General features: G+C 59.6%; 20 protein-coding genes, 2 CRISPR repeat arrays and 1 riboswitch. Of the genes, 6 read left to right on the forward strand and 14 right to left on the reverse strand.

Annotated features, from left to right (window positions below; translation table 11 throughout):
* Window positions 1-20 precede the first annotated feature (20 nt).
* Together RN346_RS15035 and RN346_RS15040 are read left to right on the forward strand one after the other, a co-directional pair.
* Window positions 21-485: a YbaK/EbsC family protein gene (locus RN346_RS15035; RefSeq protein WP_311961586.1), complete on the forward strand. Its 465-nt coding sequence runs from the start codon at window positions 21-23 to the stop codon at window positions 483-485.
* A 57-nt stretch (window positions 486-542) separates the two neighbouring features.
* Window positions 543-689, forward strand: a riboswitch (FMN riboswitch).
* An 82-nt stretch (window positions 690-771) separates the two neighbouring features.
* Window positions 772-1,269, forward strand: a complete 498-nt coding sequence (locus tag RN346_RS15040; RefSeq protein ID WP_311961587.1) for a 6,7-dimethyl-8-ribityllumazine synthase — start codon at window positions 772-774, stop codon at window positions 1,267-1,269.
* A 63-nt stretch (window positions 1,270-1,332) separates the two neighbouring features.
* Here the strand turns inward: RN346_RS15040 and RN346_RS15045 are convergent, their stop codons facing one another.
* Together RN346_RS15045 and RN346_RS15050 are read right to left on the reverse strand one after the other, a co-directional pair.
* The gene (locus RN346_RS15045; protein ID WP_263586016.1) at window positions 1,333-1,785 is read right to left on the reverse strand and encodes a rhodanese-like domain-containing protein; all 453 of its coding nucleotides are present in this window, start codon (window positions 1,783-1,785) and stop codon (window positions 1,333-1,335) included.
* A gap of 57 nt (window positions 1,786-1,842) precedes the next feature.
* Window positions 1,843-2,289, reverse strand: a complete 447-nt coding sequence (locus tag RN346_RS15050) for a GNAT family N-acetyltransferase (RefSeq protein WP_311958797.1) — start codon at window positions 2,287-2,289, stop codon at window positions 1,843-1,845.
* 103 nt (window positions 2,290-2,392) lie between these two features.
* Here RN346_RS15050 and RN346_RS15055 point away from each other — a divergent pair, with 103 nt between their 5' ends.
* The 3 genes from RN346_RS15055 to RN346_RS15065 all read left to right on the forward strand — a co-directional run bounded on the left by RN346_RS15055 (window position 2,393) and on the right by RN346_RS15065 (window position 5,567).
* Window positions 2,393-3,961 (forward strand): PLP-dependent aminotransferase family protein, encoded by a 1,569-nt coding sequence (locus tag RN346_RS15055; RefSeq protein WP_311961588.1) that lies wholly within the window; start codon window positions 2,393-2,395, stop codon window positions 3,959-3,961.
* Window positions 3,962-4,163: 202 nt separating this feature from the next.
* The gene (gene pcsA / locus RN346_RS15060) at window positions 4,164-4,829 is read left to right on the forward strand and encodes a phosphatidylcholine synthase (RefSeq protein WP_311961589.1); all 666 of its coding nucleotides are present in this window, start codon (window positions 4,164-4,166) and stop codon (window positions 4,827-4,829) included.
* Between the two features lie 45 nt (window positions 4,830-4,874).
* Window positions 4,875-5,567: a uracil-DNA glycosylase family protein gene (locus RN346_RS15065; protein ID WP_311961590.1), complete on the forward strand. Its 693-nt coding sequence runs from the start codon at window positions 4,875-4,877 to the stop codon at window positions 5,565-5,567.
* A gap of 162 nt (window positions 5,568-5,729) precedes the next feature.
* Window positions 5,730-8,626: direct repeats of the CRISPR family, unit length 29 nt; unit sequence CGGTTCATCCCCGCGCCTGCGGGGAACGG.
* Window positions 8,627-8,736: 110 nt separating this feature from the next.
* Here RN346_RS15065 and cas2e read toward each other — a convergent pair.
* The 11 genes from cas2e to RN346_RS15120 all read right to left on the reverse strand — a co-directional run bounded on the left by cas2e (window position 8,737) and on the right by RN346_RS15120 (window position 19,174).
* Window positions 8,737-9,033 (reverse strand): type I-E CRISPR-associated endoribonuclease Cas2e, encoded by a 297-nt coding sequence (cas2e, locus tag RN346_RS15070; RefSeq protein WP_106375122.1) that lies wholly within the window; start codon window positions 9,031-9,033, stop codon window positions 8,737-8,739.
* Between the two features lies 1 nt (window position 9,034).
* The gene (gene cas1e, locus RN346_RS15075; RefSeq protein WP_311961591.1) at window positions 9,035-9,955 is read right to left on the reverse strand and encodes a type I-E CRISPR-associated endonuclease Cas1e; all 921 of its coding nucleotides are present in this window, start codon (window positions 9,953-9,955) and stop codon (window positions 9,035-9,037) included.
* Between the two features lie 10 nt (window positions 9,956-9,965).
* On the reverse strand, window positions 9,966-10,568 hold the full coding sequence (cas6e, locus tag RN346_RS15080) for a type I-E CRISPR-associated protein Cas6/Cse3/CasE (protein WP_311961592.1): 603 nt from the start codon (window positions 10,566-10,568) through the stop codon (window positions 9,966-9,968).
* Complete coding sequence (cas5e, locus tag RN346_RS15085; RefSeq protein WP_311961593.1) at window positions 10,543-11,226, reverse strand: type I-E CRISPR-associated protein Cas5/CasD; 684 nt, start codon at window positions 11,224-11,226, stop codon at window positions 10,543-10,545. Before cas5e ends, cas6e begins: the two co-directional genes overlap by 26 nt.
* A 2-nt stretch (window positions 11,227-11,228) precedes the next feature.
* A complete protein-coding gene (cas7e, locus tag RN346_RS15090) occupies window positions 11,229-12,368 on the reverse strand; it encodes a type I-E CRISPR-associated protein Cas7/Cse4/CasC (protein WP_311961594.1) in 1,140 nt (379 codons plus the stop codon).
* A gap of 2 nt (window positions 12,369-12,370) precedes the next feature.
* Window positions 12,371-13,453, reverse strand: coding sequence for a type I-E CRISPR-associated protein Cse2/CasB (gene casB, locus RN346_RS15095; protein WP_311961595.1), 1,083 nt, complete (start codon window positions 13,451-13,453; stop codon window positions 12,371-12,373).
* Window positions 13,440-15,014: a type I-E CRISPR-associated protein Cse1/CasA gene (gene casA / locus RN346_RS15100; protein ID WP_311961596.1), complete on the reverse strand. Its 1,575-nt coding sequence runs from the start codon at window positions 15,012-15,014 to the stop codon at window positions 13,440-13,442. The genes casB and casA overlap by 14 nt, the downstream gene beginning before the upstream one ends.
* 299 nt (window positions 15,015-15,313) lie before the next feature.
* Window positions 15,314-17,992, reverse strand: a complete 2,679-nt coding sequence (gene cas3, locus RN346_RS15105) for a CRISPR-associated helicase Cas3' (protein WP_311961597.1) — start codon at window positions 17,990-17,992, stop codon at window positions 15,314-15,316.
* On the reverse strand, window positions 17,979-18,350 hold the full coding sequence (locus tag RN346_RS15110) for a CRISPR-associated endonuclease Cas3'' (protein ID WP_311961598.1): 372 nt from the start codon (window positions 18,348-18,350) through the stop codon (window positions 17,979-17,981). Before RN346_RS15110 ends, cas3 begins: the two co-directional genes overlap by 14 nt.
* A 240-nt stretch (window positions 18,351-18,590) precedes the next feature.
* Window positions 18,591-18,995: a type II toxin-antitoxin system HicB family antitoxin gene (locus RN346_RS15115; protein WP_263586004.1), complete on the reverse strand. Its 405-nt coding sequence runs from the start codon at window positions 18,993-18,995 to the stop codon at window positions 18,591-18,593.
* 23 nt (window positions 18,996-19,018) lie between these two features.
* On the reverse strand, window positions 19,019-19,174 hold the full coding sequence (locus tag RN346_RS15120; RefSeq protein WP_311962729.1) for a type II toxin-antitoxin system HicA family toxin: 156 nt from the start codon (window positions 19,172-19,174) through the stop codon (window positions 19,019-19,021).
* 230 nt (window positions 19,175-19,404) lie between these two features.
* A CRISPR array of direct repeats spans window positions 19,405-20,410; the repeat unit is 29 nt; unit sequence CGGTTCATCCCCGCGAACGCGGGGAACGG.
* A gap of 33 nt (window positions 20,411-20,443) precedes the next feature.
* Here RN346_RS15120 and RN346_RS15125 point away from each other — a divergent pair.
* The gene (locus tag RN346_RS15125; RefSeq protein WP_311961599.1) at window positions 20,444-20,749 is read left to right on the forward strand and encodes a hypothetical protein; all 306 of its coding nucleotides are present in this window, start codon (window positions 20,444-20,446) and stop codon (window positions 20,747-20,749) included.
* Between the two features lie 247 nt (window positions 20,750-20,996).
* On the opposite strand, the gene RN346_RS15130 is transcribed toward RN346_RS15125, so the two are convergent.
* Window positions 20,997-21,767, reverse strand: coding sequence for a hypothetical protein (locus RN346_RS15130; protein WP_311961600.1), 771 nt, complete (start codon window positions 21,765-21,767; stop codon window positions 20,997-20,999).
* Between the last annotated feature and the right edge of the window lie 7 nt (window positions 21,768-21,774).

Here is a 21,774-nt window from a genome sequence, read left to right on the forward strand (position 1 = left end):
TCAAAACAAGGAGCCGTTTCATGAGCATTGATACCGCGCGCGGGTTTCTGGCCGAGCACGCCCCGGACCTGACGATCATCGAACTCGACGAAAGCACCGCCACCGTTGAGCTTGCCGCGAAGGCCCACGGCGTCGAGCCTGGTCAGATCGCCAAGACGCTGGCACTGAAAGTGGGCGAGCAGCCCTTTCTGGTGGTGGCGGCGGGCGACGTGCGCCTGGATAACGCCAAAATCCGCGAGCGCTTCGACGCCAAGGCAAAAATGCTCGACGAGGCGACGGTGATGGAGCTGACCAGCCACCCGGTAGGCGGCGTCTGCCCCTTTGGCCTGGCCACTGATCTGCCCGTTTACTGCGATGAATCCCTCAAGCGTTTCGACGAAGTGCTGCCGGCAGCGGGCTCGCCCACCAGCGCCGTTCGCATTGCCCCGTCGCGTTTGGCCGAGCTGGTAGGCGCTGAATGGGTCGATGTGTGCGCACCGGCCTGAGATAAACAGCCAATGTAGCGGCGCCAGGCCATTCGACGTACACTGGGGCCGCGTTTAGCACGCTCTCAGGGCGGGGTGAAAGTCCCCACCGGCGGTGATGGCCTTTGACGGCACGAGCCCGCGAGCGCTCCAGCACGCTGGAGGTCAGCAGATTCGGTGCGATTCCGAAGCCGACGGTGATAGTCCGGATGAAAGAGAACGGCTGCTCTCGCGCCCCCGCTTGCCGGGTGCGTTCGGTGCCATGCCGCATGCCCTGATTCTGGTATCCTTTAAAGCGAGAACCACCATGAATCAGACCTTTCCGTTAGAGCTTTCCTCTCATACTACCGCCCAGCGTATCGCCTTCATTCAGGGGCACTGGCACGGCGATATCGTCAATCAGGCCTACACCTCCTTCATCGAGGAAGTCGAGAAAAACGGCATGAGTGCCGATCAGGTCGAGGTATTCACCGTCTCCGGCGCCTACGAGATTCCGCTGCAGGCCAAAGTGCTGGCGGAAAGCGGCCGCTTTGGCGCCATCGTCGGGGCCGGTTTTGTGGTCGACGGCGGCATCTACCGCCACGACTTCGTCGCCCACGCGGTGATCGACGGGATGATGCGCGTCCAGCTCGACACCGGCGTGCCGATCCTGTCGGTGGTGCTCACCCCGCACCACTTCCATGAGCACACGACCCACCACGACTTCTATTTCGAGCACTTCGTCGCCAAGGGCCGCGAAGCCGCCAGCGCCTGCCTGAACACCATTGAAAATCTGCACCGCGCGCGCAAGTTAAGCGAGGCTTGATTTGGCCATACGATCAAACCCGGCGCGATGCCGGGTTTGATGCGTATTGACTGAAGCGACGGCCTAGCAGCCGCAGGGCGCCAGCGCCTCGCTGGCAAGCGTACCGCGCTCGTCTCCTGTCTGCACCGGGTGTTCGTCCCGGCGCCAGAAATCCAGCCCGCCCAGCAGCTCCTTCACCTGGAAACCGGCGCTCGCCAGTTTCCACGCCCCTTTGGTCGAGCCGTTGCAGCCGATGCCGTCGCAGTAGGTGACGTACACCTTTTCGGGGTCGAGGGTCGCGAGCCGCTCGGGCGTCATCTCACGGTGCGGCAAGCTCACCGCGCCGGGTATATGGCCCGCCCGGTAGTGCGCCTGGCTTCGCGTGTCGATCACCACGATCGCTTCCACACCGGCGGCCAGGTCCTGGGCCAAATCCCAGGCATCGGTGTGGTGGCAAAGTTTGTCGTACATCGCGTGCGCCATGACATCCGGCGCTGCCGGTGGAAACGCGAGAACCGCGGAAGGGGTAGAAGACATCAGGTTGCTCCTTTGTGCGATATACGGTCATGTGATATCCGGCTATGCGACATCCCGCTATTTCACATCCAACAAATAGCTATAAAACGCGGTGTTACGCTGCCACCCCAATGACTCATAAAGCCGCTGGGCGGCGCTGTTCTCGACCTGGGTCATCAACACCAGCCGTGGTACGCCGTGCTCGCGGGCCAGCGCACTTGCCGCGTTCATCAGCGCGCGCCCGGCGCCCAGGCCTCGCGCGTCGGGCGCCACGAACAGGTCATTGAGCGTCCAGCGGCTGTTGAGCCCCACGGTGGAGAGCCCGGGATAGAGCTGCACGAAACCGGTCATGTCGCCCTTGTCGTCTTCGCTGACCAGAATAAACGAATCCCCCAGCCCGAAGCGCTGCTCGAGAAAATGGCGCGCGGCGGCTACATCGCTATTCTGGCCATAGAACTGGCGGTAGCCGTCCAGCAGGTCCGTCAGGGTGGGCAGGTCGTTGAGTACGGCGGCTCTGGTGTGCATCGCGGGCTCCATTTAACGCGTTTTGATCCCGTATCGGGCCCCTCAGTCTCGCGCTATAGTGGCTCCCGCATAAGAGCCACTTTCAGCCGTTACGAGGGAACCAGTGACCCAACGCGCAACTTCGACGGACGGGATCATCGACGCCCTGGCGCTTCGCCTGCTTCCGCGTACCAAGACCCCGCTGGCCCGTCAGCTTTATCAGCTGCTTCGCGACTGGATTCAGCGCGGGGAGCTTTCCGCTGGCAGCCGGCTGCCCTCGTCACGGCGTTTGGCGCGTGGGCTCTCGCTTGGGCGTAACACGGTGCTGGCCGCCACCGAGCGGCTGATCGCCGAAGGGCTGGTGGAATCGAAACAAGGCGCCGGGCTCTTCGTTGCCGACCTTTCTCCCTTCGCTGCACTGCCCGCCGCGCCGCGGGCGGCGCCGGGTCACGTTTCCACCCGCGGCGAGGCGCTGTTGGAGCGTTGCGGCACGCTGAGCGAGCGCCACCTGGCCTTCGCCCCCGGCGTTCCGGGGCTGGATCTCTTTCCCCATGCCCAGTGGCAACGCCTGCTGCGCCGCCACTACCGCCAGGCCGAGCAGCAGTGGCTCGCCTACCAGACGCAGGGCGGGCTGTTGGCGCTACGAGAAGCGCTGTGCGATTACCTCACGCTTTCACGGGCAGTGCGCTGCCGCCCGGAGCAGATCGTGATCACCCAGGGCGCGCAGCAGGCCTTCGAGCTGGTCGCACAGCTTCTGACCGATCGTGGTGACAGCGTATGGATGGAGGAGCCAGGCTACGGCGGCGCCCAGACCAGCTTTCTGGCCGCCGGGCTCGACGTGGTACCCGTGCCCGTGGATGACGAGGGCATCGACCCGGCACGCCGCCCGGCGGGGAGCGCCTCACCGACGCTGATCTACGTCACGCCGTCGCACCAGTACCCAAGCGGTGTCACCATGCCGGTGCCCAGACGACTGGCGCTTTTGGAGCAGGCGGCGGCGCACGGTGCCTGGGTGATCGAGGACGACTACGACAGCGAGTTTCGCTACGACATCCCGCCGGCGCCGTCGCTGCAAGGGCTGGCGGCAGGCCCCGGTGATCAGGCGCGGGTGATCTATATCGGCACTTTCAGCAAGGTGCTTTATCCGGCGCTGAGACTGGGCTATATCGTACTGCCCGAGGCGCTGGCGCCCTCTTTCCGCTTGGCCCAGGCCCGGCTACATCGCGAAGGCCATTACCCCATTCAGGCGGCGCTGGCGGAGTTCATCCAGCGCGGAGATTTTTCCCGCCATATCGCGCGCATGCGCATAAGCTACCGCCAGCGCCAGGCCTGCCTGCGCCGGGCGCTGGCCCCGGCGGTGGCCGAAGGGCTTGTGCTCTCGTCGGGCCACGCGGGCATGCACCTGGTCGCCGAGCTCGAATCGGCTGCCGAGGAAGAGGCGCTGATGGCAAAGGCGCGCCTGGTCGGCGTGACGCTGTCACCGCTTTCGCGCTATTACCTGAAGGCCCCCATGCGCGCCGGGCTGGTGCTGGGGTACGCCGGCGCGACCGACGACGCGATTCTTCGCGCCGGGCGCTGGCTGGCGCATGCGTGGCTCGATCTAAAACATTCAAACAGTGAGAGGCAGGCCTTGTCGGAGGGGCCAGGGGGAGCAGTGGGGCACGGTCCAGCGAAAGCGCGCACGCTCGGCTAGCGGATTTGTGCGGGAGCGGCCATGCTGAAAGGAGCCTGGCTGACTGCTTACGCCACGTGGCCTGTTATAGTAGTGTAGCGTCTCGCACGCTTGTCTATACACCAATACAGCAAGGGAACCCGGCGTTCCCAATGGGGTTATCGTGGCTCAACCGCTCTCTTCACACCCACCGTCTCACGCTTCACGATACAAGGCCTGGAGTGTGCACGTGCTCACTGCCAGCGGTGTGCTGCTGGGTACCATGGCGCTTTTGGCCCTGATCGACGATAACCCGGTGGCCTGCCTGTTGTGGCTGGGCGCGGCGATGATGATCGACGGCTTCGACGGCACCCTGGCGCGCAAGTACGAGGTCAAAACCATCCTGCCTCACTTCGACGGCTCCACGCTCGACATGGTCATCGACTACCTGACCTGGGCGTTCATCCCGGCGCTGTTCATCTACTACTTCGTCCAGTTACCGGCGGGCTTCGAGCTTTTGGCGGTGTTCACCATCTTGCTGTCATCGATGTTCTGCTTTTGCAACGTCGATATGAAAAGCCAGGACAACTACTTCGTCGGCTTCCCGGCGGCGTGGAATATCGCGGCGGCTTACTTCTTCATCCTCGATTTCCCGCCCTGGTTCACCTTTGCGGCCATCATCTTCCTGGCCATTCTCACCGTCACCAAAATGAAGTTCCTCCACCCCTTTCGAGTGCGCCGCTTCATGCCGTTCAACATCGCCATCACGCTAATGTGGTGCGTGTGCGCCACCTCACTGATTCTCACAAGCCCCGTACACGCCGGCTGGGCGCTGTTGGGCCTGGCGGTGGCCTCGATCTACTTCGTGGGCATGTGCGTCTGGCGCACCGCCCAGGAGTGGTTCGTCTGATTTGGTTCTGAACTGATCCCGAACGCCGTTTGAAAGGAGGCAAGGATGCCGCTGACCGCCAAACAGCGCGAGCGCTTTAGAGCGCTTGCCGCCGAGATCGACGGTATCGATCTCGAGGTCTACGAGCGCTTCGAGCGCGACCCGCTCGAGCCCATCATCGGCCTGGGCAAAAAGAACCTGCGCATTGGCTTTTTCGGCCGCGATCCGGGCCGGGAAGAAGTCCGCTTCCAGGAGCCCTTCATCGGCGCCGGCGGCCAGCTGGTAAGAAAGGCGCTCTATCAACACCTTTACGGCGACGAGCTGCCGGATTTCGAGGCCTCCAAAGCCGTAGGCGAGCACTTTTTCTGGATCAACACCGTGCCCTACAAGCCGGTTGGCAACAAGGCGTGGTCGATGAAGGTGAAACGCCACTTCCGTGAGCTGATGAACGAAGTGTTGATCTCGCGCTTCGAAGGCCGTGACCTGATCACTCTCGGCCGCGAGGCCTTTTTGTGGTTCGGCATCGACCGCCCGAAAGAGGAGCGCGACCGTCTGGAGGCGTTCTGGAAAAGCGAGGCGCGCTTCGAGCAAAGCCTCGACGTTACCCTCGAAGATGGTCGAGGCCAATCGCGCACCTTCACCCTCCACCCGCTGCCCCACCCGTCTCCGCTCAACCAGACCTGGTACAAACGCTTTCCCGGGCTCCTGGCGCAGCGTTTGAATCAGCTGGACGTGCGCAAGGGTAATCTCACGCTTTGAGCGATTGGCTTTATACCTGGCGCGAGCAGCCCGTGCCAGGTATCAAAGGCCCTCGAACCAGGAACAAGTGGGTTTTATTCAAGCCACCGCCTTTCATTGCAAGAACCTTCGCCCTCTGCCCGACCGATTGAATTACATGAGCGACCACGCGCACACGCTCTACGGTTCATCCTAGTGCTTGCGGGGAATGGGGGTGCCGGCCTGTGAGGAGATCTGCTTCATGACGATTCATCCCCGCGCCTGCGGGGAACGGGCGGTGATCGAGCCGCTCGACTACGAAACCATCGGTTCATCCCCGCGCCTGCGGGGAACGGATGATCTATCGCGGAAACGAGTTGTTGTTCTACGGTTCATCCCCGCGCCTGCGGGGAACGGGCAACGTTGCGTTGATTCTCGAATTGCCCGGCCGGTTCATCCCCGCGCCTGCGGGGAACGGAGCCCCAGGTGCTCGATGTTGTTGAACGTGGCCGGTTCATCCCCGCGCCTGCGGGGAACGGCGCGTGAAGAGTCATCGTCACTGACAGGCGCCCGGTTCATCCCCGCGCCTGCGGGGAACGGTATACCCGTTGCGAGCCGTGACTGGCTCCACGCGGTTCATCCCCGCGCCTGCGGGAAACGGCTTTTGAGGTAATACGGAGGCGCGCCGCACGACGGTTCATCCCCGCGCCTGCGGGGAACGGTCGGTTCATCGGTGGAGCACTTTCTCGAAGGTCGGTTCATCCCCGCGCCTGCGGGGAACGGCCAGTCACGGCAACCGCTTCAAAGCGCATTTCCGGTTCATCCCCGCGCCTGCGGGGAACGGTTGATCATCAAATACTGGGAACCCATCAAGGGCGGTTCATCCCCGCGCCTGCGGGGAACGGGGCGGGCGAACACCCACATAGATCGTCATTTTCGGTTCATCCCCGCGCCTGCGGGGAACGGAGCAGATTTCACGGAGATTTAAACGATCAAGACGGTTCATCCCCGCGCCTGCGGGGAACGGGGCGCCCTGAGCAAGGGCCGCATGAAGCTCGGCGGTTCATCCCCGCGCCTGCGGGGAACGGATTCAAGCCATCGCCATCAATATGATCGATTTCGGTTCATCCCCGCGCCTGCGGGGAACGGAGCTCACTGCCGGCGCCGTCCGTGAACGCCTGCGGTTCATCCCCGCGCCTGCGGGGAACGGGGTCGAGCGCCGACTACGATCATGTCGCCGGGCGGTTCATCCCCGCGCCTGCGGGGAACGGGGTTCCTCTGGTGGCTCCGCGGGCGGCTCTGGCGGTTCATCCCCGCGCCTGCGGGGAACGGGTCAGATTTTTCTGGTTATGCTGCTGACAGCTCGGTTCATCCCCGCGCCTGCGGGGAACGGGTCTGCCCGCCTTTATCCATTATCGGGGCGATCGGTTCATCCCCGCGCCTGCGGGGAACGGTTGATGCTTAACCGCTCAGGCGTATCCACATACGGTTCATCCCCGCGCCTGCGGGGAACGGCAACGCCCTCGAAGCTCGCGCTCATCGCGTCGCGGTTCATCCCCGCGCCTGCGGGGAACGGGCGAGCGGGATCATTTATGGATTCTACAGCGACGGTTCATCCCCGCGCCTGCGGGGAACGGTCAAGCCGATTGCTCATCGCGTCCACTGCCTGCGGTTCATCCCCGCGCCTGCGGGGAACGGTCCTTGGTGCCGCCGCCGTTGCGAGGCGAATCCGGTTCATCCCCGCGCCTGCGGGGAACGGCAAGCTGTTGAATCAAGGCCCAGTAATGATTCCGGTTCATCCCCGCGCCTGCGGGGAACGGTCATGGGCTGCCTGACGATGAAAGAGATTGGTCGGTTCATCCCCGCGCCTGCGGGGAACGGCTGCAATCTCTAAAGGATTACCCAGGCGTTGACGGTTCATCCCCGCGCCTGCGGGGAACGGTGTGTTCAGTTGTAGTGCCGCGCTCATTCGCCCGGTTCATCCCCGCGCCTGCGGGGAACGGACGGTCAGCACGAGCACACCGTTGAGCGCTTGCGGTTCATCCCCGCGCCTGCGGGGAACGGCGCCAGCCCAGCGCGCGACCCGAAATAGGATGCGGTTCATCCCCGCGCCTGCGGGGAACGGCAGGCAGGTACACCCAGGGCAGTCAACCGCACCGGTTCATCCCCGCGCCTGCGGGGAACGGCGACCTCCATCCGAACATTCCACGGGGTACTTCGGTTCATCCCCGCGCCTGCGGGGAACGGGGGCAGGACCCGCAGACAGCACCTCCGCCCACCGGTTCATCCCCGCGCCTGCGGGGAACGGCCCTACGCTGAATCGGGGCTTCTACGAACCCACGGTTCATCCCCGCGCCTGCGGGGAACGGTGACGTTCACTAACGGCAAGCCTAAGCTTGAGCGGTTCATCCCCGCGCCTGCGGGGAACGGAGCACGTCATCGCTGCGGAATACGAACAGGGCCGGTTCATCCCCGCGCCTGCGGGGAACGGGACAGCAGCCCGATAGCGCTGGCTAGCGCGTACGGTTCATCCCCGCGCCTGCGGGGAACGGAGAAACCGGCGCAACAGCACCGGCAGCAACATCGGTTCATCCCCGCGCCTGCGGGGAACGGATCGCTGGAAGAGAAGTTGAGGTTAGGTGGGCCGGTTCATCCCCGCGCCTGCGGGGAACGGAAGTTTTTTCCGATACATCGGATCATAATAAACGGTTCATCCCCGCGCCTGCGGGGAACGGACTCACCATCAGGGCTTTCGAGCGATAGTTGACGGTTCATCCCCGCGCCTGCGGGGAACGGTGCGGGCAACGTGCTGGCAAATGCGCTTGATGCGGTTCATCCCCGCGCCTGCGGGGAACGGAAGCTGCACCGCCGCAAGCGTGGCGCGCTCACCGGTTCATCCCCGCGCCTGCGGGGAACGGTCTATGCGTTTTACTCGAATGACTTTTTCATGCGGTTCATCCCCGCGCCTGCGGGGAACGGCTATCTGCCTTAATCGGCACTGCCTGCCACCCTGGTTCATCCCCGCGCCTGCGGGGAACGGCTCGATGATGCCGGCCAGATTGAGATCGAAAACGGTTCATCCCCGCGCCTGCGGGGAACGGACTAATTGTAGTCACTTGTTTTCAAAAAGAAAAATCGCCAGCGTAAAATCCACCGGCGATTATGATCATTTTTTGAACAGCTCTATATTATTAAAGAGCATCAAAAACAGCTACTTATCCATGGGCGGCAAAAAACGCACCAAGCGTAATCCGTCATGGTCGATAGGCACGCGGCGGTTGTCGCCGAAGGTCTGGAACTCGAAGCCGGATTCGTGATTGCTGGCCCAGGCCATGGCGACGTTGCCGCCCTCCTCGGCCAATACCTCGATCTGCTCCCAGATCATTTCGCGGATACGCTTACTGACGTCTCCCACATAGACACCGGCGCGAATCTCCAGTAGCCAGACGGCGAGCCGCCCACGCAAGCGCGGCGGTACAGCTTCGGTGACGACGACGAGCATGGCCATGTTAATGACTCCTGTGGCCGCTATCGCCTATCGATGCTGGCTCGGGGATGGCCGGCGGCACGGCATCGGCCGGGGGTGGTGGCGGTTCGATCTCGCCTGCCGCCAGCACTTCTTCGATCATGGGGATGATGCGCTGGAGCAGCCGGGTCTGCTTGAAGGCGTCGCGGCAGGCAATGCGCACCTCGCGCTCCGGCATCGGCGGGTTTTTCGCGGCGATGCGAAACGCTGCCGGGACCACGGTTTCGAATTTGACGATATCGGCGATGTCGTAGACGAAGCTCAGCGGCTTACCGGTGTGCAGAAAGCCGATGGCCGGGGCGTAACCCGCCGCCAGAATCGCGGCTTCGGTGATCCCGTAGAGGCAGGCGGTGGCGGCCGAGAGACACTGGTTGGCCACGTCCGAGGCGTCCCACTGCTTCGGATCATAGCGCCGCCCCTGCCATTTCAGGCCGTACTGCTTGGCGAGTACCTGGTAGGTCTTGCGCACCCGCGCGCCTTCGATACCACGCAATTGCTCGACGCTGCGCCGGGAAGGCGGCTCCTCACCAAAGCGCAGCTCGAACATCTTGCGCACGACTTTCAGGCGCAAGCTTTCGTCCAGCGCCAGCTGGGCCTGGTAGAGCAGCTTGTCCGAGCGCGCCCCGCCCGGTTGCCCGGCGCTGTAGAGCCGCACCCCGGCATCGCCCACCCAGATCAACAGCGTACCCACCACTGAGGCCAGCTTGACCGCGGCATGCGAGACTCGCGTGCCCGGTTCGAGCAACAGACAGGCCACCGACCCTACCGGAATATGCATGCGCTCGCCGTTGACCTCATCGACCACGACGAACGCCCCGTCGCGTACGTCGATCTGGCCCATGCCGACGAAGATCATCGACATGCGGTCCTTGAGGGGAATGGGCTTGAGGGGGATGAAGCTCATGGCATATTCATCATCGTGGAGAAATGCTTAGCAAACCGAGTCCGAAAGCCTTGCCAGGCCCAATTCCTTGTTCGATCGCATTTTTTAACAGGGTTGGGTCAATCGCGGTTAGAACACCTTCGAACCAAGCCTGACGTAAGCGAATATTGCCTTGCCGAACATCGAGAGTTTCCGTGGCCATCACCAGCGCTGTCTCTACGTTAAAGCCCGCCCTTACGGCCTGCCGCTCCAGCCACTGATACTGCAGCTCTTCACTGGCGAGCCCGACCCTTTTTCCAGCTTGCGTTACCGTGGGATTGGCAAACAACCTGAATCGATACTTCCCTTTCGCTGTCAGGATTTGATCAATATCGACATTTTTAGACTCTACCTGTGCTTTCAGATAGCCGGCCATCTCGAAGCCTGACCAGTCAGGCTGAACAAGCGACTGAACGACAATGATGGGGTCCCGTCGCCCCGAATCGGGTTCCAATCGCCATAAAAAGCGTGGTGGCTTTTCCTCGGGGTTACTTACGAAGGCTCGTACCATCGATCGATGCATCTCATACGCATCGGCCAGATCCCGCCTGACGCTCGCATTACGCCGATCAAGCGTGAGTCGAGTGAGATGCATCACTACCCCCTGGCGTCAGTTGCAACGTCTTGACGAATCGAGGGCCAAAGCGGCGCTCGGCGAAGGGGGCCACCGGCTCATCGAAGCGAACGGCACCTTCGGCACTATCTTCCACGACAAACCGGCAGGATTGATCGCCCCACTCACTCTCATGCACGTCGGAAGAAAGCGGTGGAAAGGTTTTTAATGCCGTCATGAGGTCAGTCTGCACAAGACCATCAGGCAGATAAATCGGCTGGGAGGGGACGAAGCTCTTACGCCCCAGGCAAAGCGGCCAGTGAGGAGCCCGTAAAGCGCCATGGATACCATTCAGCAACTCGGCACTACCTTCCAGCCCCACCAGAAAAACAGCGTCCGCCAGGTAATAACGCGTACTTACCACGGTTCGGCCAGTATCCGGTTTGCCCGTTGAAGCGACTACGACCCCCGTTGCCGTATGATAATCACGCATCGGAATACCTTCCCGATCAACCCGCACCCCCATACGCAGCTCGGCAAGATCATCGATGGTTTCTGCTCGATCCCGCCCCAAAGCCGCACATACCAGCCCGAGCACCCCGGATTTCGAGGGTTCAAGCTGCGTATCCCGCTCATCGAAACGGCTTTGGGTGCCCCAGGACTGCATCGGGCCCGCCAGACGAAACAATAATGTTGCCATGATTACCCCTCCAGCAATCTAGAGGCGACATCACGGACACGGGAAGCCAGCGTTTTAAGATTGGGCTGCTGCTCACCCTTGTTTTCTGGCCATTTGGACGTCAAATCAAGATAAAGCCACTCATCCTGATCATCTCCATATACGGTGGACAGGCGCTGATCTGCATCAGCCAGGCGAGTCACCGACTGCTCGGTCAACGATTCATCCATGCGCGCATTGACGGGCTTTTCAAAGGCATTGGCCAAGTTCATGGGTGCTACGTGGCGAATACTGATACCAATGAAATCCGGCGCATTATGTGCTGCAAAAGTATTCTGTTTACCCGTTGGTATCGCTCGAACCGTTGCGGTCACGAACGCTTCGACGGCCGACAGGGCAAGCTCACGATCCCCTTGTAAGTTGTCGACCAGCTTATTGATATCGAGTACTGCGTAGCGGTAGAAGGTGGCCGAGTTGAACTCGATCTGGCCGATCATATCGGCACCGGTATCATCTTCCAGACCGCGATCATCGACTGCCGTGTAGTAGTCGAACTCACGTTCGACCCGGTGAGTGCTGATCGCATGTGCCACTTGGCACGCTGCGTCCTGATTCACGGCCGGCAGATCGGCGAGCATACGTCCGAACAGGGCAATGTCCACCGCCTTGCCGCCGTCGAGCAGCGCCTTGGCTTTTTTGGTCACTTCCGGCGCCGCGGCGGCCTTGCGTTGCTTCTTGTTGGCCGCCGCGTCGACGTTGGTGAGTTCGTCCCAGTGCTGGTCGACCAGCTCGGCAAAGCCGGCGATTTCATTTTCACCGAGAAACAGCAGGTATTCGGTCTTGTCACTGTCCTTTTTGGAAAAGCTCAGACCCGCCGCGGCCAGCGCGCTCTCGATCTTGCCCGCCGCTTCTTCCGGATCGCGGTCGGGTAGACGCTCCACCAGCAATCGCTTGAGCCGCTTGGTACGAATGCCTCGATGGGCTTCATCGATGAGATCATACTCGGCTGCTGCCAAGCGCGTGGCCCGCTTGAAGCATTGACTGCTCACCCGCGCACGCCGATGGCCGCCAAAGATCGCGTCCTTGGGTGCGCCGGTGTCGTCGCGATTGAGATTGGAGGGCGCAAAGTTCTGGATCAGATGAAACTCGATAAACGCTCGCATTGTTATGCTCCTTCATTAGATTGCTGCTGCGGGTCTGAATGATTGTTGACTCGAGAAGACTGATAGAAATCTCTGGCCCAGCGCTGGCGGACCTGATCCACCCACGCCGGATCTACCCACGGATTGAGCCAGGTCGAGAGATCGTCCAATAGTCTGATCAGGCTAAAAGGCATATCAGCGGATGCCATAAGGCTGACCGTCTGGCGTAAATGATCCGCCAGGTTGTCAGCATCAGCGCCAAGCAGCGCGATAAAGCGCTTTTCAATACCATCGCTTTTGCTTTCAAGGGCGATCTTGCCAAGGGCTGTCGCCAGACTCTGACGCTCTGATATTTTCGGATTGAGCGCTGCAATACCGGCGACCAGATAGCGTGCTTGTCGCCGCGTATCACGAAGCGACCAGTCGGGCGCCATGAATGGTTCGACAATGGGAAAAGAAGCCGGAAAACCGCCCGGAGCGAATGCCAGGCTTCGGCGTAGAACGGCAAGCTCAGCGCGGGCAGAGGATGAACCATCACGCTCTGATACGAGTGATTGGATATGATCGATGAACGCCCCTGGATCGCTGTTGCCCCCGTCTTCGCTTAACGCAGCGCGGTAATAGTCGCGCCCCCAGCCTTGTTTCACCTTATTCAAGGCGCGCTCATCGCCCTGGGGGTCCAGAAGCAGAGAAAGATCACCGAGCAGCGTGACGTAATCGAAGCCGATCTCCTCGGCTTTGAGCAGGTGCAGGGCCTGGCGTAAATGTGTGACAAGACCTTGTTCACCGGCCTCCATTAGCGCAATAAACCGTTTTTCGATAGTCGCGCTGCCGCGTCGCTCGGATAACTCTCCAAAGGCTGCAGCAAAACTACGGTGGGCATGGTGTGGGTAGTGTGCAAACAAACCCGCTACTGCATATAACGCCAATCGCCGCGGCGAATCGACTCTGCTTTTGGCGCCTGCAAAACGCTCCACCCAAGGGTAAACGTGCTCATCCTGACCCAAGGTGAACGACAGGCTACGACGCAGTGCTGCCATGGCGCCGGTGCTTTGGGATGCCAGACCCTGCAAATAGGTAATGAAGGCTTCATTATGGCTCGCCATGCTGGCTACTCTCCTGTGCAGCGTTATTCTCATTCGACGGCGCCATCTGCTTCAATAATGCAAGCAGGCGGGGATAGAGCTGCGCCTCGGCACGCAAGGCGCGTGGGGTAGTACCCAGCCCTACGATCACGCGTCGCCAAGCATCCAGCGCGCCTTGGCGTAACTCCTTACGCCACTGCTGGTCGGCCCCATCGAAATCGTCTTGTCCGAGTCGTGACAGAACCTCAGGCAGCGCACGTTCGGCACATGAGAAGTAAGTCGCCGCCAACGGCCCTGCAGCGACAAGTGCCTGGGCTCGTTTGCGGGTGTCACCGCTTGCAGGGTCAGGGAGCGTCTGGGTCAAAAGGCGAGTTGCCAGAAAGCGAAGATCGACAAACAGCTTTTCGGCATCGGCCACGAGTGTTTGAAGATACTGCGCGTTCTCGGGGTCAACCAGGAGATTGGCGGGCAGCCTGAATTGCTCCAGACGCCAGCGAAGAAGCTTTGCCTGATCACTTGCCATACCCGCTACCAGCACTGGCTGAAAAACCGGGTCGACACTATCGATGTCATGCAACGCTGCCGCAAAGCTAATTACGGCTGCCGGTCGGCTTGTTTCATTCTCCCGTCGCGGCCCCGGCAGGATCGCCGGCAGATCGCGCCACATGGCACGCCCTTCGTAAAACGAGATACGAACGGGGCCATTACTGCCGGAACGAAAACTTGCCATTGGGTCCGGGGCGTTATCATCATCGGCAAGTGCATAGCCTGCGGCAAATCGAAGCCAGCTTACGCTGCCATCTTCCTCACGCAACAGCAGAACCGCGCGGCTCTGTCGCGTATAGCGGTCATTTGGACCGCTTGCATGAACAGGGTTACCGCTGAGTTGCTCAATTGTCAGCGGTTCGCGCTCCCAGGCCGGTAGATCAGTTGACGCTTCTGCCTGCGAAAACGGGTGCAAACACAGCGCAATCGTCTGCGTCAGGTTGGCTCCCATGGGTATTATCGCGGCGGTATTGGCCAGAGCGCCCGCCTTATCGGAACCGCGCAGCGTTTTAACCAAGCCGCCAGGCGTGAATTGCAAAAACCCGAGCAGCGAATTGATAGCCTCGGCAGGAGTAATCGTACCTGGCGCTATATCGTAGGTATGGTCGAACACTACAGGCGTATTGCCATTGGCGCTGGCCAGAGAAATCTGTGTCCACGGCTTGACCTTGTCGCGGGTGGCCTCGGCGTTGTCAAGCGCCGCCACCTGCATGAAAGGAGAGCTAGGGTGGAATAGATAGAAACGCTCACGCAGCGATTCCAGATAGCCGCACACCGCATCAAGCGGTAGCCCTTCCCGGTACCAACCGGCCCGATCCTTGCTACGCCATTTGCCAACTTTTTGCGTTAGCGCACGGTGCGTGATCGCCAATAGCAAACGGTATTGTGCTATTAGGCCCGGCGGCGATGTTTCGGCCAGTGCGACGATCTCGGCACTGCGTTTAAAAACATCGAGTAAACCGAGAGACATCACCTGCCCGTTAGCGAGTCGTACCGGCAACCATGGCTCATCCAACAATGAGTAATTAGCTGACATTCACGCTCCCCCCACCCCATCCGTTGAAGACGCCTTGCCCGCTCCAGCGACGCCCGATTAGACGACACTACCGCACCCAGAGCATTTGGACAACATATCCATAAGTATAGATACTCAATATTTAGCTATTTAAAAATAACGGTATAAAATATAAAGTCGTTGGGATTTTTCAGGTAAATACTCGTCAATTGGTTTACCATCCTTACTCCCCAAGCTCCTTGGGGATGAACCGTATAGCTACTCTATCCAATTGATTCTCTGATCAATTTCCCCGCTCAGGCGGGGATGTCGAGAACAATTCATTCGCTGGCACCATCCACGTAGACAAGTCCAAGCTCGGAATCCAGATAGACCGCTTGGGCACCAAGTTGCCCTACGCCTTTCTCGAGCGGCAGCGGGTAGAGATGGCGCAGAATTGGATGTTCGGCAAAAGCCACAGGTAATTCGGAGTGCTGGCAGTGCTTGACCACAGCCTTGCGGCCGAGTCGTAGCTGACGTTTATAGAGTGCCTTCGCGCTCTCATCATCGGGCACGCACCGTGGATCGATAATGACGTCCCCCACTTTCCAGCCGCACTCTGTAACCTCGACTGGAACCACGGCTACCGAGTCCGCTCCCAAGCGGGTTCGATTACGCAAACCCAGCTCATCGTCGCCACCGTATGGCAGGTTGCTATACGCCTCCAGCGGTTCTGCATCTATATCAATCGAGACATTGGCAGCCAACTGTCGTTTACCTGCCTCCTCTCCGAGATGGTCGCCATAGGCCTCTATCTCGATAAAGTGGCTGATTGTCTCGGGAAGACCGGCCGGCATTTGTGCTTCGCTGTATACCACCTGAACCAGACGATCGATGTCGACAGGCAAGCGCAGTGTTGTTTCATCACGCAGGAAAGCCCAGCTTCGACCCAGCCAGTAAGGGTCGTAAACATGTCCCCACGCCGTGTCTTCAAGCGACGGCAGGCGATCGCGCTCCAGACCAGCGACCCAAAGCCGAGGTTTTTCATGCTGAAGCGGACGGTCGTGTTGGTGCCGATGCAGACGCCCGGCGCGCTGCAAAATCAAATCAACCGGCGCGAGATCACTGAGCATGAAATCAAAGCTGATATCGAGAGACTGTTCTGCCACCTGAGTGGCGATCATTAAGGCTGCTCGGGGTCGTTGTTCGTCATTTTCTCCAAACAGGTCGAGCACTTGAGTCTCGATTTCGCCGCGCTGGTCGGCCGGAAAGCGTGCATGGAATAAAACCAGCTCAAGATCCTGAAGGTGCAGGGATTGCTCGGCGTCATCGCGCAGGGTTTTGAGCATTCGGTAAAGCGCTTGGGCACGGTTCACAGTATTGACGACAATCGCGCCACAGCCCCCGTCTGCAATCAGCTCGATAGCCTTCTCAGCCACTACGTCCAGGCTTTCGTGAATCCCGTTCAACTCAATGGGCTTGAGGTCACGTGCAGGACAATGTACCCCCTTTGTTTTTTGATCATCGATCATTATGACCCGAGGGTAATCAAACTCGGGCACCAACTTTGAATCTGCCCCCCACGCCTCAACCAACTGGTCCCGGGTTTTACGTGGCAATGTGGCGCTCATCAGAACGACCGAGCAGTTCATCGCTTTCAACCAGCGCACTAACGAGACAATCAAATTACCGGTGTAAGTGTCGTAGGCATGAACCTCATCAAATACCACGACACGATTACCCAGCCCCCAGAGACGAACGAAGTGGTGCTTGACGTTGAGTGTCGCCAGAAGCGCTTGATCGACTGTCCCCACCCCGTAAGGTGATAGCAGTGGACGCCGCCGCTGCGAAAACCAGGCCGAGGCTGACAGCGTTTCTTCGCTGCTGTGCGATATGTTGCGTAAGTGGCGCACCTGCTCGTTCATGGCAGCGCCACCGTGAACCAGCTGGATATCGGTGCGCTCGGTCAGGAAACTTTTCAGGAACCTTTGGGTACGTGTAAACAGCGCATTGCCGGTAGCCTGCGTCGGCAGAGCAAGGTAGAGGCCCCGATGCCCATTGGCCGCCTCAAAACGCAAATGGGCAAGAAATGCCAGCTCGGTCTTGCCCTCTCCCATCGGTGCCTCGACCAACAGCAGAGCTGGGCCCTTGGCGGTTTGTAGCAGTTGATCGCCCTGTATCTGTAATGGTCTGGGCGCCGTGGGCCTGCCTCGAATCCTGCCGAGCAGTTCGGCTGTTCCATTCTGATCTTCGAGTAGCGCTCTGGCTTTCTTCCAGCCAATGTCATGTAGCGCAAGTGCCGCCAACCGCTTTGCGTCGATATAATAGGTTTGCAATTGCTCGTGGCGCTCGCCAAGGGGGAACCAATCAGGATTAGAGGCTATCCAGTCGGCAGTACTGGTCAGGCCTGCGAGCCAGTTTACCGCCACGATATCGAGTTCTCGGGGAAGTATCTCGCCACTTGGCGACAGTACGCTCCAGTAAGCCGCCAAGAGGCATTCGCGCGCGTCAAACCAGCCCTGCGACTCACCTTTGGGCTTGCCTGACTGCCTCTCGCTGATGAGAAAGTGCTTACCGTGATGAGCGCTGATGGCCTGCACTATCGCTCGAAGCCATGAAAGCTCGACCTCCAAACGCTTTTGCAGAGGGGGAACAAGTAGCGCGGCAGTCGCTAGTGAGTGATTACTTTGGCGGCAGGCTCTTTCAGAAAATACGAGCCCTGTACGCTCAATGATCTCTCGCCCGACAGGCCATTTAGCAGCGAACCCGGGTATCGCTTTACCGAAGTCGTGTAGTCCAATAAAGGCGGCGAGCCACCGTGCACAGGATTCACAGGGCAAGCCAAAAGCGTGCGCGGCCCAATCCAGTGTCGATTGAGGCTCAAGTTCCAGAAGCGTTTCTGCAACCGCGGCCACGTCCAGCATATGCGCTAAAAGATTATGACCCGGTCCCTCGATAGCGCTTTTCGACCATAGACTCCGCGCGGCTATGGACAGGCTGGAAAAACTATTGACCGACATGGCTCTCCACCCCCTTAAATAAGCATTGGCTTATGTAGCACCCATGAGACTCACCTTGCGGCAGAGCCATGCCATCGAGCGCGAGCTTCAGCACTTCCTGGAAAGCCCGGGAGAACTTGCCAAGGTCATGTAGGCAGAGCAGAAACACCAGCAGCCGCCGCAGCGGTTCGGGCTCGATACCCAGCTGCGCGGCCAGCTGCCTTGTCAAGGGTCGCTCGGGGGCCAACAGGTGCCAGCCGACGGCCGCGACGTCCAGGCTGTGCCAGGCAAGCAGATGGCAGGCGCCCTCCGACTGGCTTGGCAGCGCCTTGCCGGCGTAGCGGTGATAGGTCGGTAGGCGTGAAGATCGCGTCGGCATGGCCAGAACATTCTCCCTTGATCAGGATGACAGCCACGCTCGCTCAGTAAAATTAGCGAACTGACCAAAACCGACGATAGCGTGTCTACAAGTTGAAGGGAAGGTCCAAAACGACCGGTGGGTGAACGCGTTGCGTCATCATGAAAAAACCCGCTCTCGGTCGAGAGCGGGTTTTCCATTTGGCCTGCGGCTTCAGCGTCACCACATCAATACGCCTGCCTCTTTCAGTCAGGCTATTCGTTACGCGTGGGTCAGCTTTTCCAACGCCGCCGAGGCAATGAACGCAGAGCGGCTTTTGATGCCGTGGGTGGTCACGTATTTATCGATCTGGCGGATGACGTGGCCAGGCAAGGTAACGTTCACCTTTTCAGTTTTGCCGAGATAGGGAGTGATATCGATATCGATAATCCCCCAACCGTATCCTTCGAATTGTGGATTCCTACGATGCTCCGCGATGCTGCGAGGCATGGGAATATCCTTGTTATCGTTGGCCAGTTCTTCCAACTGGATATGGGCCACCTCCACCGCCATCTCATAGGCGTGTTCGGTCGTGTCGCCCGCTGTCACGGCGCCGGGAATGTCGGGAATCACGATACCGGTAGCGGTATTCTCGTCGCCCCATTCGATGGCAATCGGATATTGCATGATCTACCTCCTTCACAGCTGAGCTACTTGAGCCCAGCGAGTTTCCTGATGCTGTGGATAGTCCCCTTGGGTAAATCCTTTTTTGGATGAGGGACGGGCACGCTGCCGGGTTTGGTGGAATGCTTGAATACGTGATGGCTCCCACTAACACGATCAAGATACCAGCCGTCGGCCTCCATCTCCTTGATGAGATCCCTGCTTTTCACTCCGGCCCCTTATTGATTTTCGCCCAATAAATTATAACTCTAGGGTTATATTTTATGCAAAAATTATAACCCTAGCTACATCTCTGTGGTGCAATTATTACTGAAGTCGGCAAGATATCTTAGGTCATATTTAGTTCAGGAATGGCTTACCCCTGCTGGTGTAGAGAACTGATCAGCTCAAGGTTGGCCTCGAATGGCAGCAACAGCTTATTCCCGCGAATGCGGGGAACGGACGGCCTGGAGCTTGCCGATGTAGTCGTCCCACGGTTCATCCCCGCGAGTGCGGGGAACGGGTATCGAGCTGAGTGTAGAGCTCGTCGAAGCGCGGTTCATCCCCGCGAACGCGGGGAACGGAACAACAACAACCCCGGCAGTCATCGGAAACTCGGTTCATCCCCGCGAACGCGGGGAACGGCGTACAGCTGATCGATACGGGCGTGGATCACCACGGTTCATCCCCGCGAACGCGGGGAACGGCGCCTCGACAACTCCGAGCCTCGTACCGTTAGCGGTTCATCCCCGCGAACGCGGGGAACGGCTCCTTGGCGAGCGCCTTCATGGAACGGCTGGCGGTTCATCCCCGCGAACGCGGGGAACGGCGCTGGGCGTTGCCGTTTTCATCCATCCAGCTCGGTTCATCCCCGCGAACGCGGGGAACGGGTGGTCACGCTCGACGCTAGACTCGCTCGTTACGGTTCATCCCCGCGAACGCGGGGAACGGCTCAATATGCGTGTTGACCCCAAGAAACGCGCCGGTTCATCCCCGCGAACGCGGGGAACGGTCAATGCGAACTCTCAGACCCGCAACCCCTTGCGGTTCATCCCCGCGAACGCGGGGAACGGGCCCGGATGGACCGTTAAAACCATGTTCATGGCGGTTCATCCCCGCGAACGCGGGGAACGGATTTTCAAGGACACGGCCGAGAAGATCGGCGACGGTTCATCCCCGCGAACGCGGGGAACGGGAGCGCGGCGTGTAGCGCCTCGGCGGTGATCGCGGTTCATCCCCGCGAACGCGGGGAACGGTTCATATTGTTGCCGCAGGTGCTTCAGGTGGTCGGTTCATCCCCGCGAACGCGGGGAACGGATTGACAAGAATTTGAACGTCTACCCGTTGTTCGGTTCATCCCCGCGAACGCGGGGAACGGTTCCAGCTCCTGCAGGCCATTCCATCTCGACACGGTTCATCCCCGCGAACGCGGGGAACGGTCTAATTTTAGATGATTGTTCTACAAGTAAAAAATGAGCATTAAAAAATCTACCGGCGATTTAGATCAATTATTGACCAACGATATATTATTAAAGATCAATAAAATCAGTGGCTCGAAAAATAACGCCAAAAACGCACCAAGACTGATCGTTCAAGCTTATCGAAGGAACGTGCCATTTTCACGGGGAACAGGGCCATTGCAGTACACGGCGCCTGATGGTGGCAATTGGTTAGAGATGTTCACACCGGTCTTTTGTGGAGTGGCGCACCACTTGCAAGGAAGCTTAACGACGATCGCAGCCTGGATGCACGATATCAACCTGCAGCGCATCACATGAAAAAAGCCGCCCTCGCTAAAAGGCGTAATGCCAGTCAGTTAGCGGGGAAACGTGTCTGGTATTGTGCGACGGTGCCCCCTGGTACGTTAGCGCATAAATTCATAGCGCGGGTAAGCCGATAGGCGCACCCGCGGATCTTGCGAGGCGTCGTAAGGCCGCGCTCTGGGTGACCGAAGGGGCAGTGGCCCCCTCCCGGGCGGCTAACGCCGCCTTATTCCTCTTGGACAAGCGCCCCCCGAGCGCCTCTTTAACGCGCTTGGCGCGGGCGGTAAATACGCCCTATAGAAAACTCGACGAGATTTTTGAAATGGTCATTGATGTTGGCAAGCTCTTGTAGCTCGGACTCGCTGACCTCTTCCCAGTCGTATCTGGCGAAGAGCTCGTTTCGTATCTGATCACAGGCGCGTACTTTAGCCTCTGGTGCGTCGTAGGCGCTGGTGTCTGTGCCAGAAGACCAGGAATACCGTTCAGGATCATAAGTGTAATGGCTCTCGACGAAGACAGGACCCTTTCGTTCGTAAAGCCACATGGGGCACATCACCTTGTCGCCCATGTTCGTGAAGCTTTTCTCGAACATCACCAGTAAGGGCAAGGGAGCCAGTGCATGATGCTCCTGACTATTAGGGGGATAGATATACTGTGTATCCAGGGGGTAGTCGACGTGGGAATCCTTGGCAAAATAAGGCTCATACGGCGTTCTCTCCTCCAGGGCATAGGGGCTGTAGTACGCGGCCAGCCCGATACCCGCTACAGGAATCACCGCAAGAACTCTGCCCCAAAAGCGACCCAACCGTTTTTCGATGAAGTAGGCCACTACCCCCATCAGCAGGGTCGCGATAAAAACGCACGTAACGAGAGTCAGTAACGCCCCGGTGTCGAATCGCCACCCCAGAAAGTTCGTCCGCGCCAGGCCTTCCGCCGACGGATGATGTTCATGAACGTACAGATACAGCATCCAGCTAAAGAAGGTCACTCCCCCCCACGCGTAGAGTCGAGTGACGACAGGTAGTTTTTTCACCGTTCCT

Origin of the sequence: Halomonas sp. PAMB 3232, assembly GCF_031954225.1 — a bacterium.
Classification (GTDB): Bacteria; Pseudomonadota; Gammaproteobacteria; order Pseudomonadales; family Halomonadaceae; genus Vreelandella.

Bases quoted from the DNA above. Each gene is read 5' to 3' on its own strand.
- RN346_RS15035 (WP_311961586.1), top strand. From the start codon at position 21: ATGAGCATTGATACCGCGCGCGGGTTTCTGGCCGAGCACGCCCCGGAC.
- RN346_RS15040 (WP_311961587.1), top strand. From the start codon at position 772: ATGAATCAGACCTTTCCGTTAGAGCTTTCCTCTCATACTACCGCCCAG.
- RN346_RS15045 (WP_263586016.1), bottom strand. From the start codon at position 1,785: ATGTCTTCTACCCCTTCCGCGGTTCTCGCGTTTCCACCGGCAGCGCCG.
- RN346_RS15050 (WP_311958797.1), bottom strand. From the start codon at position 2,289: ATGCACACCAGAGCCGCCGTACTCAACGACCTGCCCACCCTGACGGAC.
- RN346_RS15065 (WP_311961590.1), top strand. From the start codon at position 4,875: ATGCCGCTGACCGCCAAACAGCGCGAGCGCTTTAGAGCGCTTGCCGCC.
- cas2e (WP_106375122.1), bottom strand. From the start codon at position 9,033: ATGGCCATGCTCGTCGTCGTCACCGAAGCTGTACCGCCGCGCTTGCGT.
- cas1e (WP_311961591.1), bottom strand. From the start codon at position 9,955: ATGAGCTTCATCCCCCTCAAGCCCATTCCCCTCAAGGACCGCATGTCG.
- cas6e (WP_311961592.1), bottom strand. From the start codon at position 10,568: ATGCATCTCACTCGACTCACGCTTGATCGGCGTAATGCGAGCGTCAGG.
- cas5e (WP_311961593.1), bottom strand. From the start codon at position 11,226: ATGGCAACATTATTGTTTCGTCTGGCGGGCCCGATGCAGTCCTGGGGC.
- cas7e (WP_311961594.1), bottom strand. From the start codon at position 12,368: ATGCGAGCGTTTATCGAGTTTCATCTGATCCAGAACTTTGCGCCCTCC.
- casB (WP_311961595.1), bottom strand. From the start codon at position 13,453: ATGGCGAGCCATAATGAAGCCTTCATTACCTATTTGCAGGGTCTGGCA.
- casA (WP_311961596.1), bottom strand. From the start codon at position 15,014: ATGTCAGCTAATTACTCATTGTTGGATGAGCCATGGTTGCCGGTACGA.
- cas3 (WP_311961597.1), bottom strand. From the start codon at position 17,992: ATGTCGGTCAATAGTTTTTCCAGCCTGTCCATAGCCGCGCGGAGTCTA.
- RN346_RS15110 (WP_311961598.1), bottom strand. From the start codon at position 18,350: ATGCCGACGCGATCTTCACGCCTACCGACCTATCACCGCTACGCCGGC.
- RN346_RS15115 (WP_263586004.1), bottom strand. From the start codon at position 18,995: ATGCAATATCCGATTGCCATCGAATGGGGCGACGAGAATACCGCTACC.
- RN346_RS15120 (WP_311962729.1), bottom strand. From the start codon at position 19,174: ATGGAGGCCGACGGCTGGTATCTTGATCGTGTTAGTGGGAGCCATCAC.
- RN346_RS15125 (WP_311961599.1), top strand. From the start codon at position 20,444: ATGAGCATTAAAAAATCTACCGGCGATTTAGATCAATTATTGACCAAC.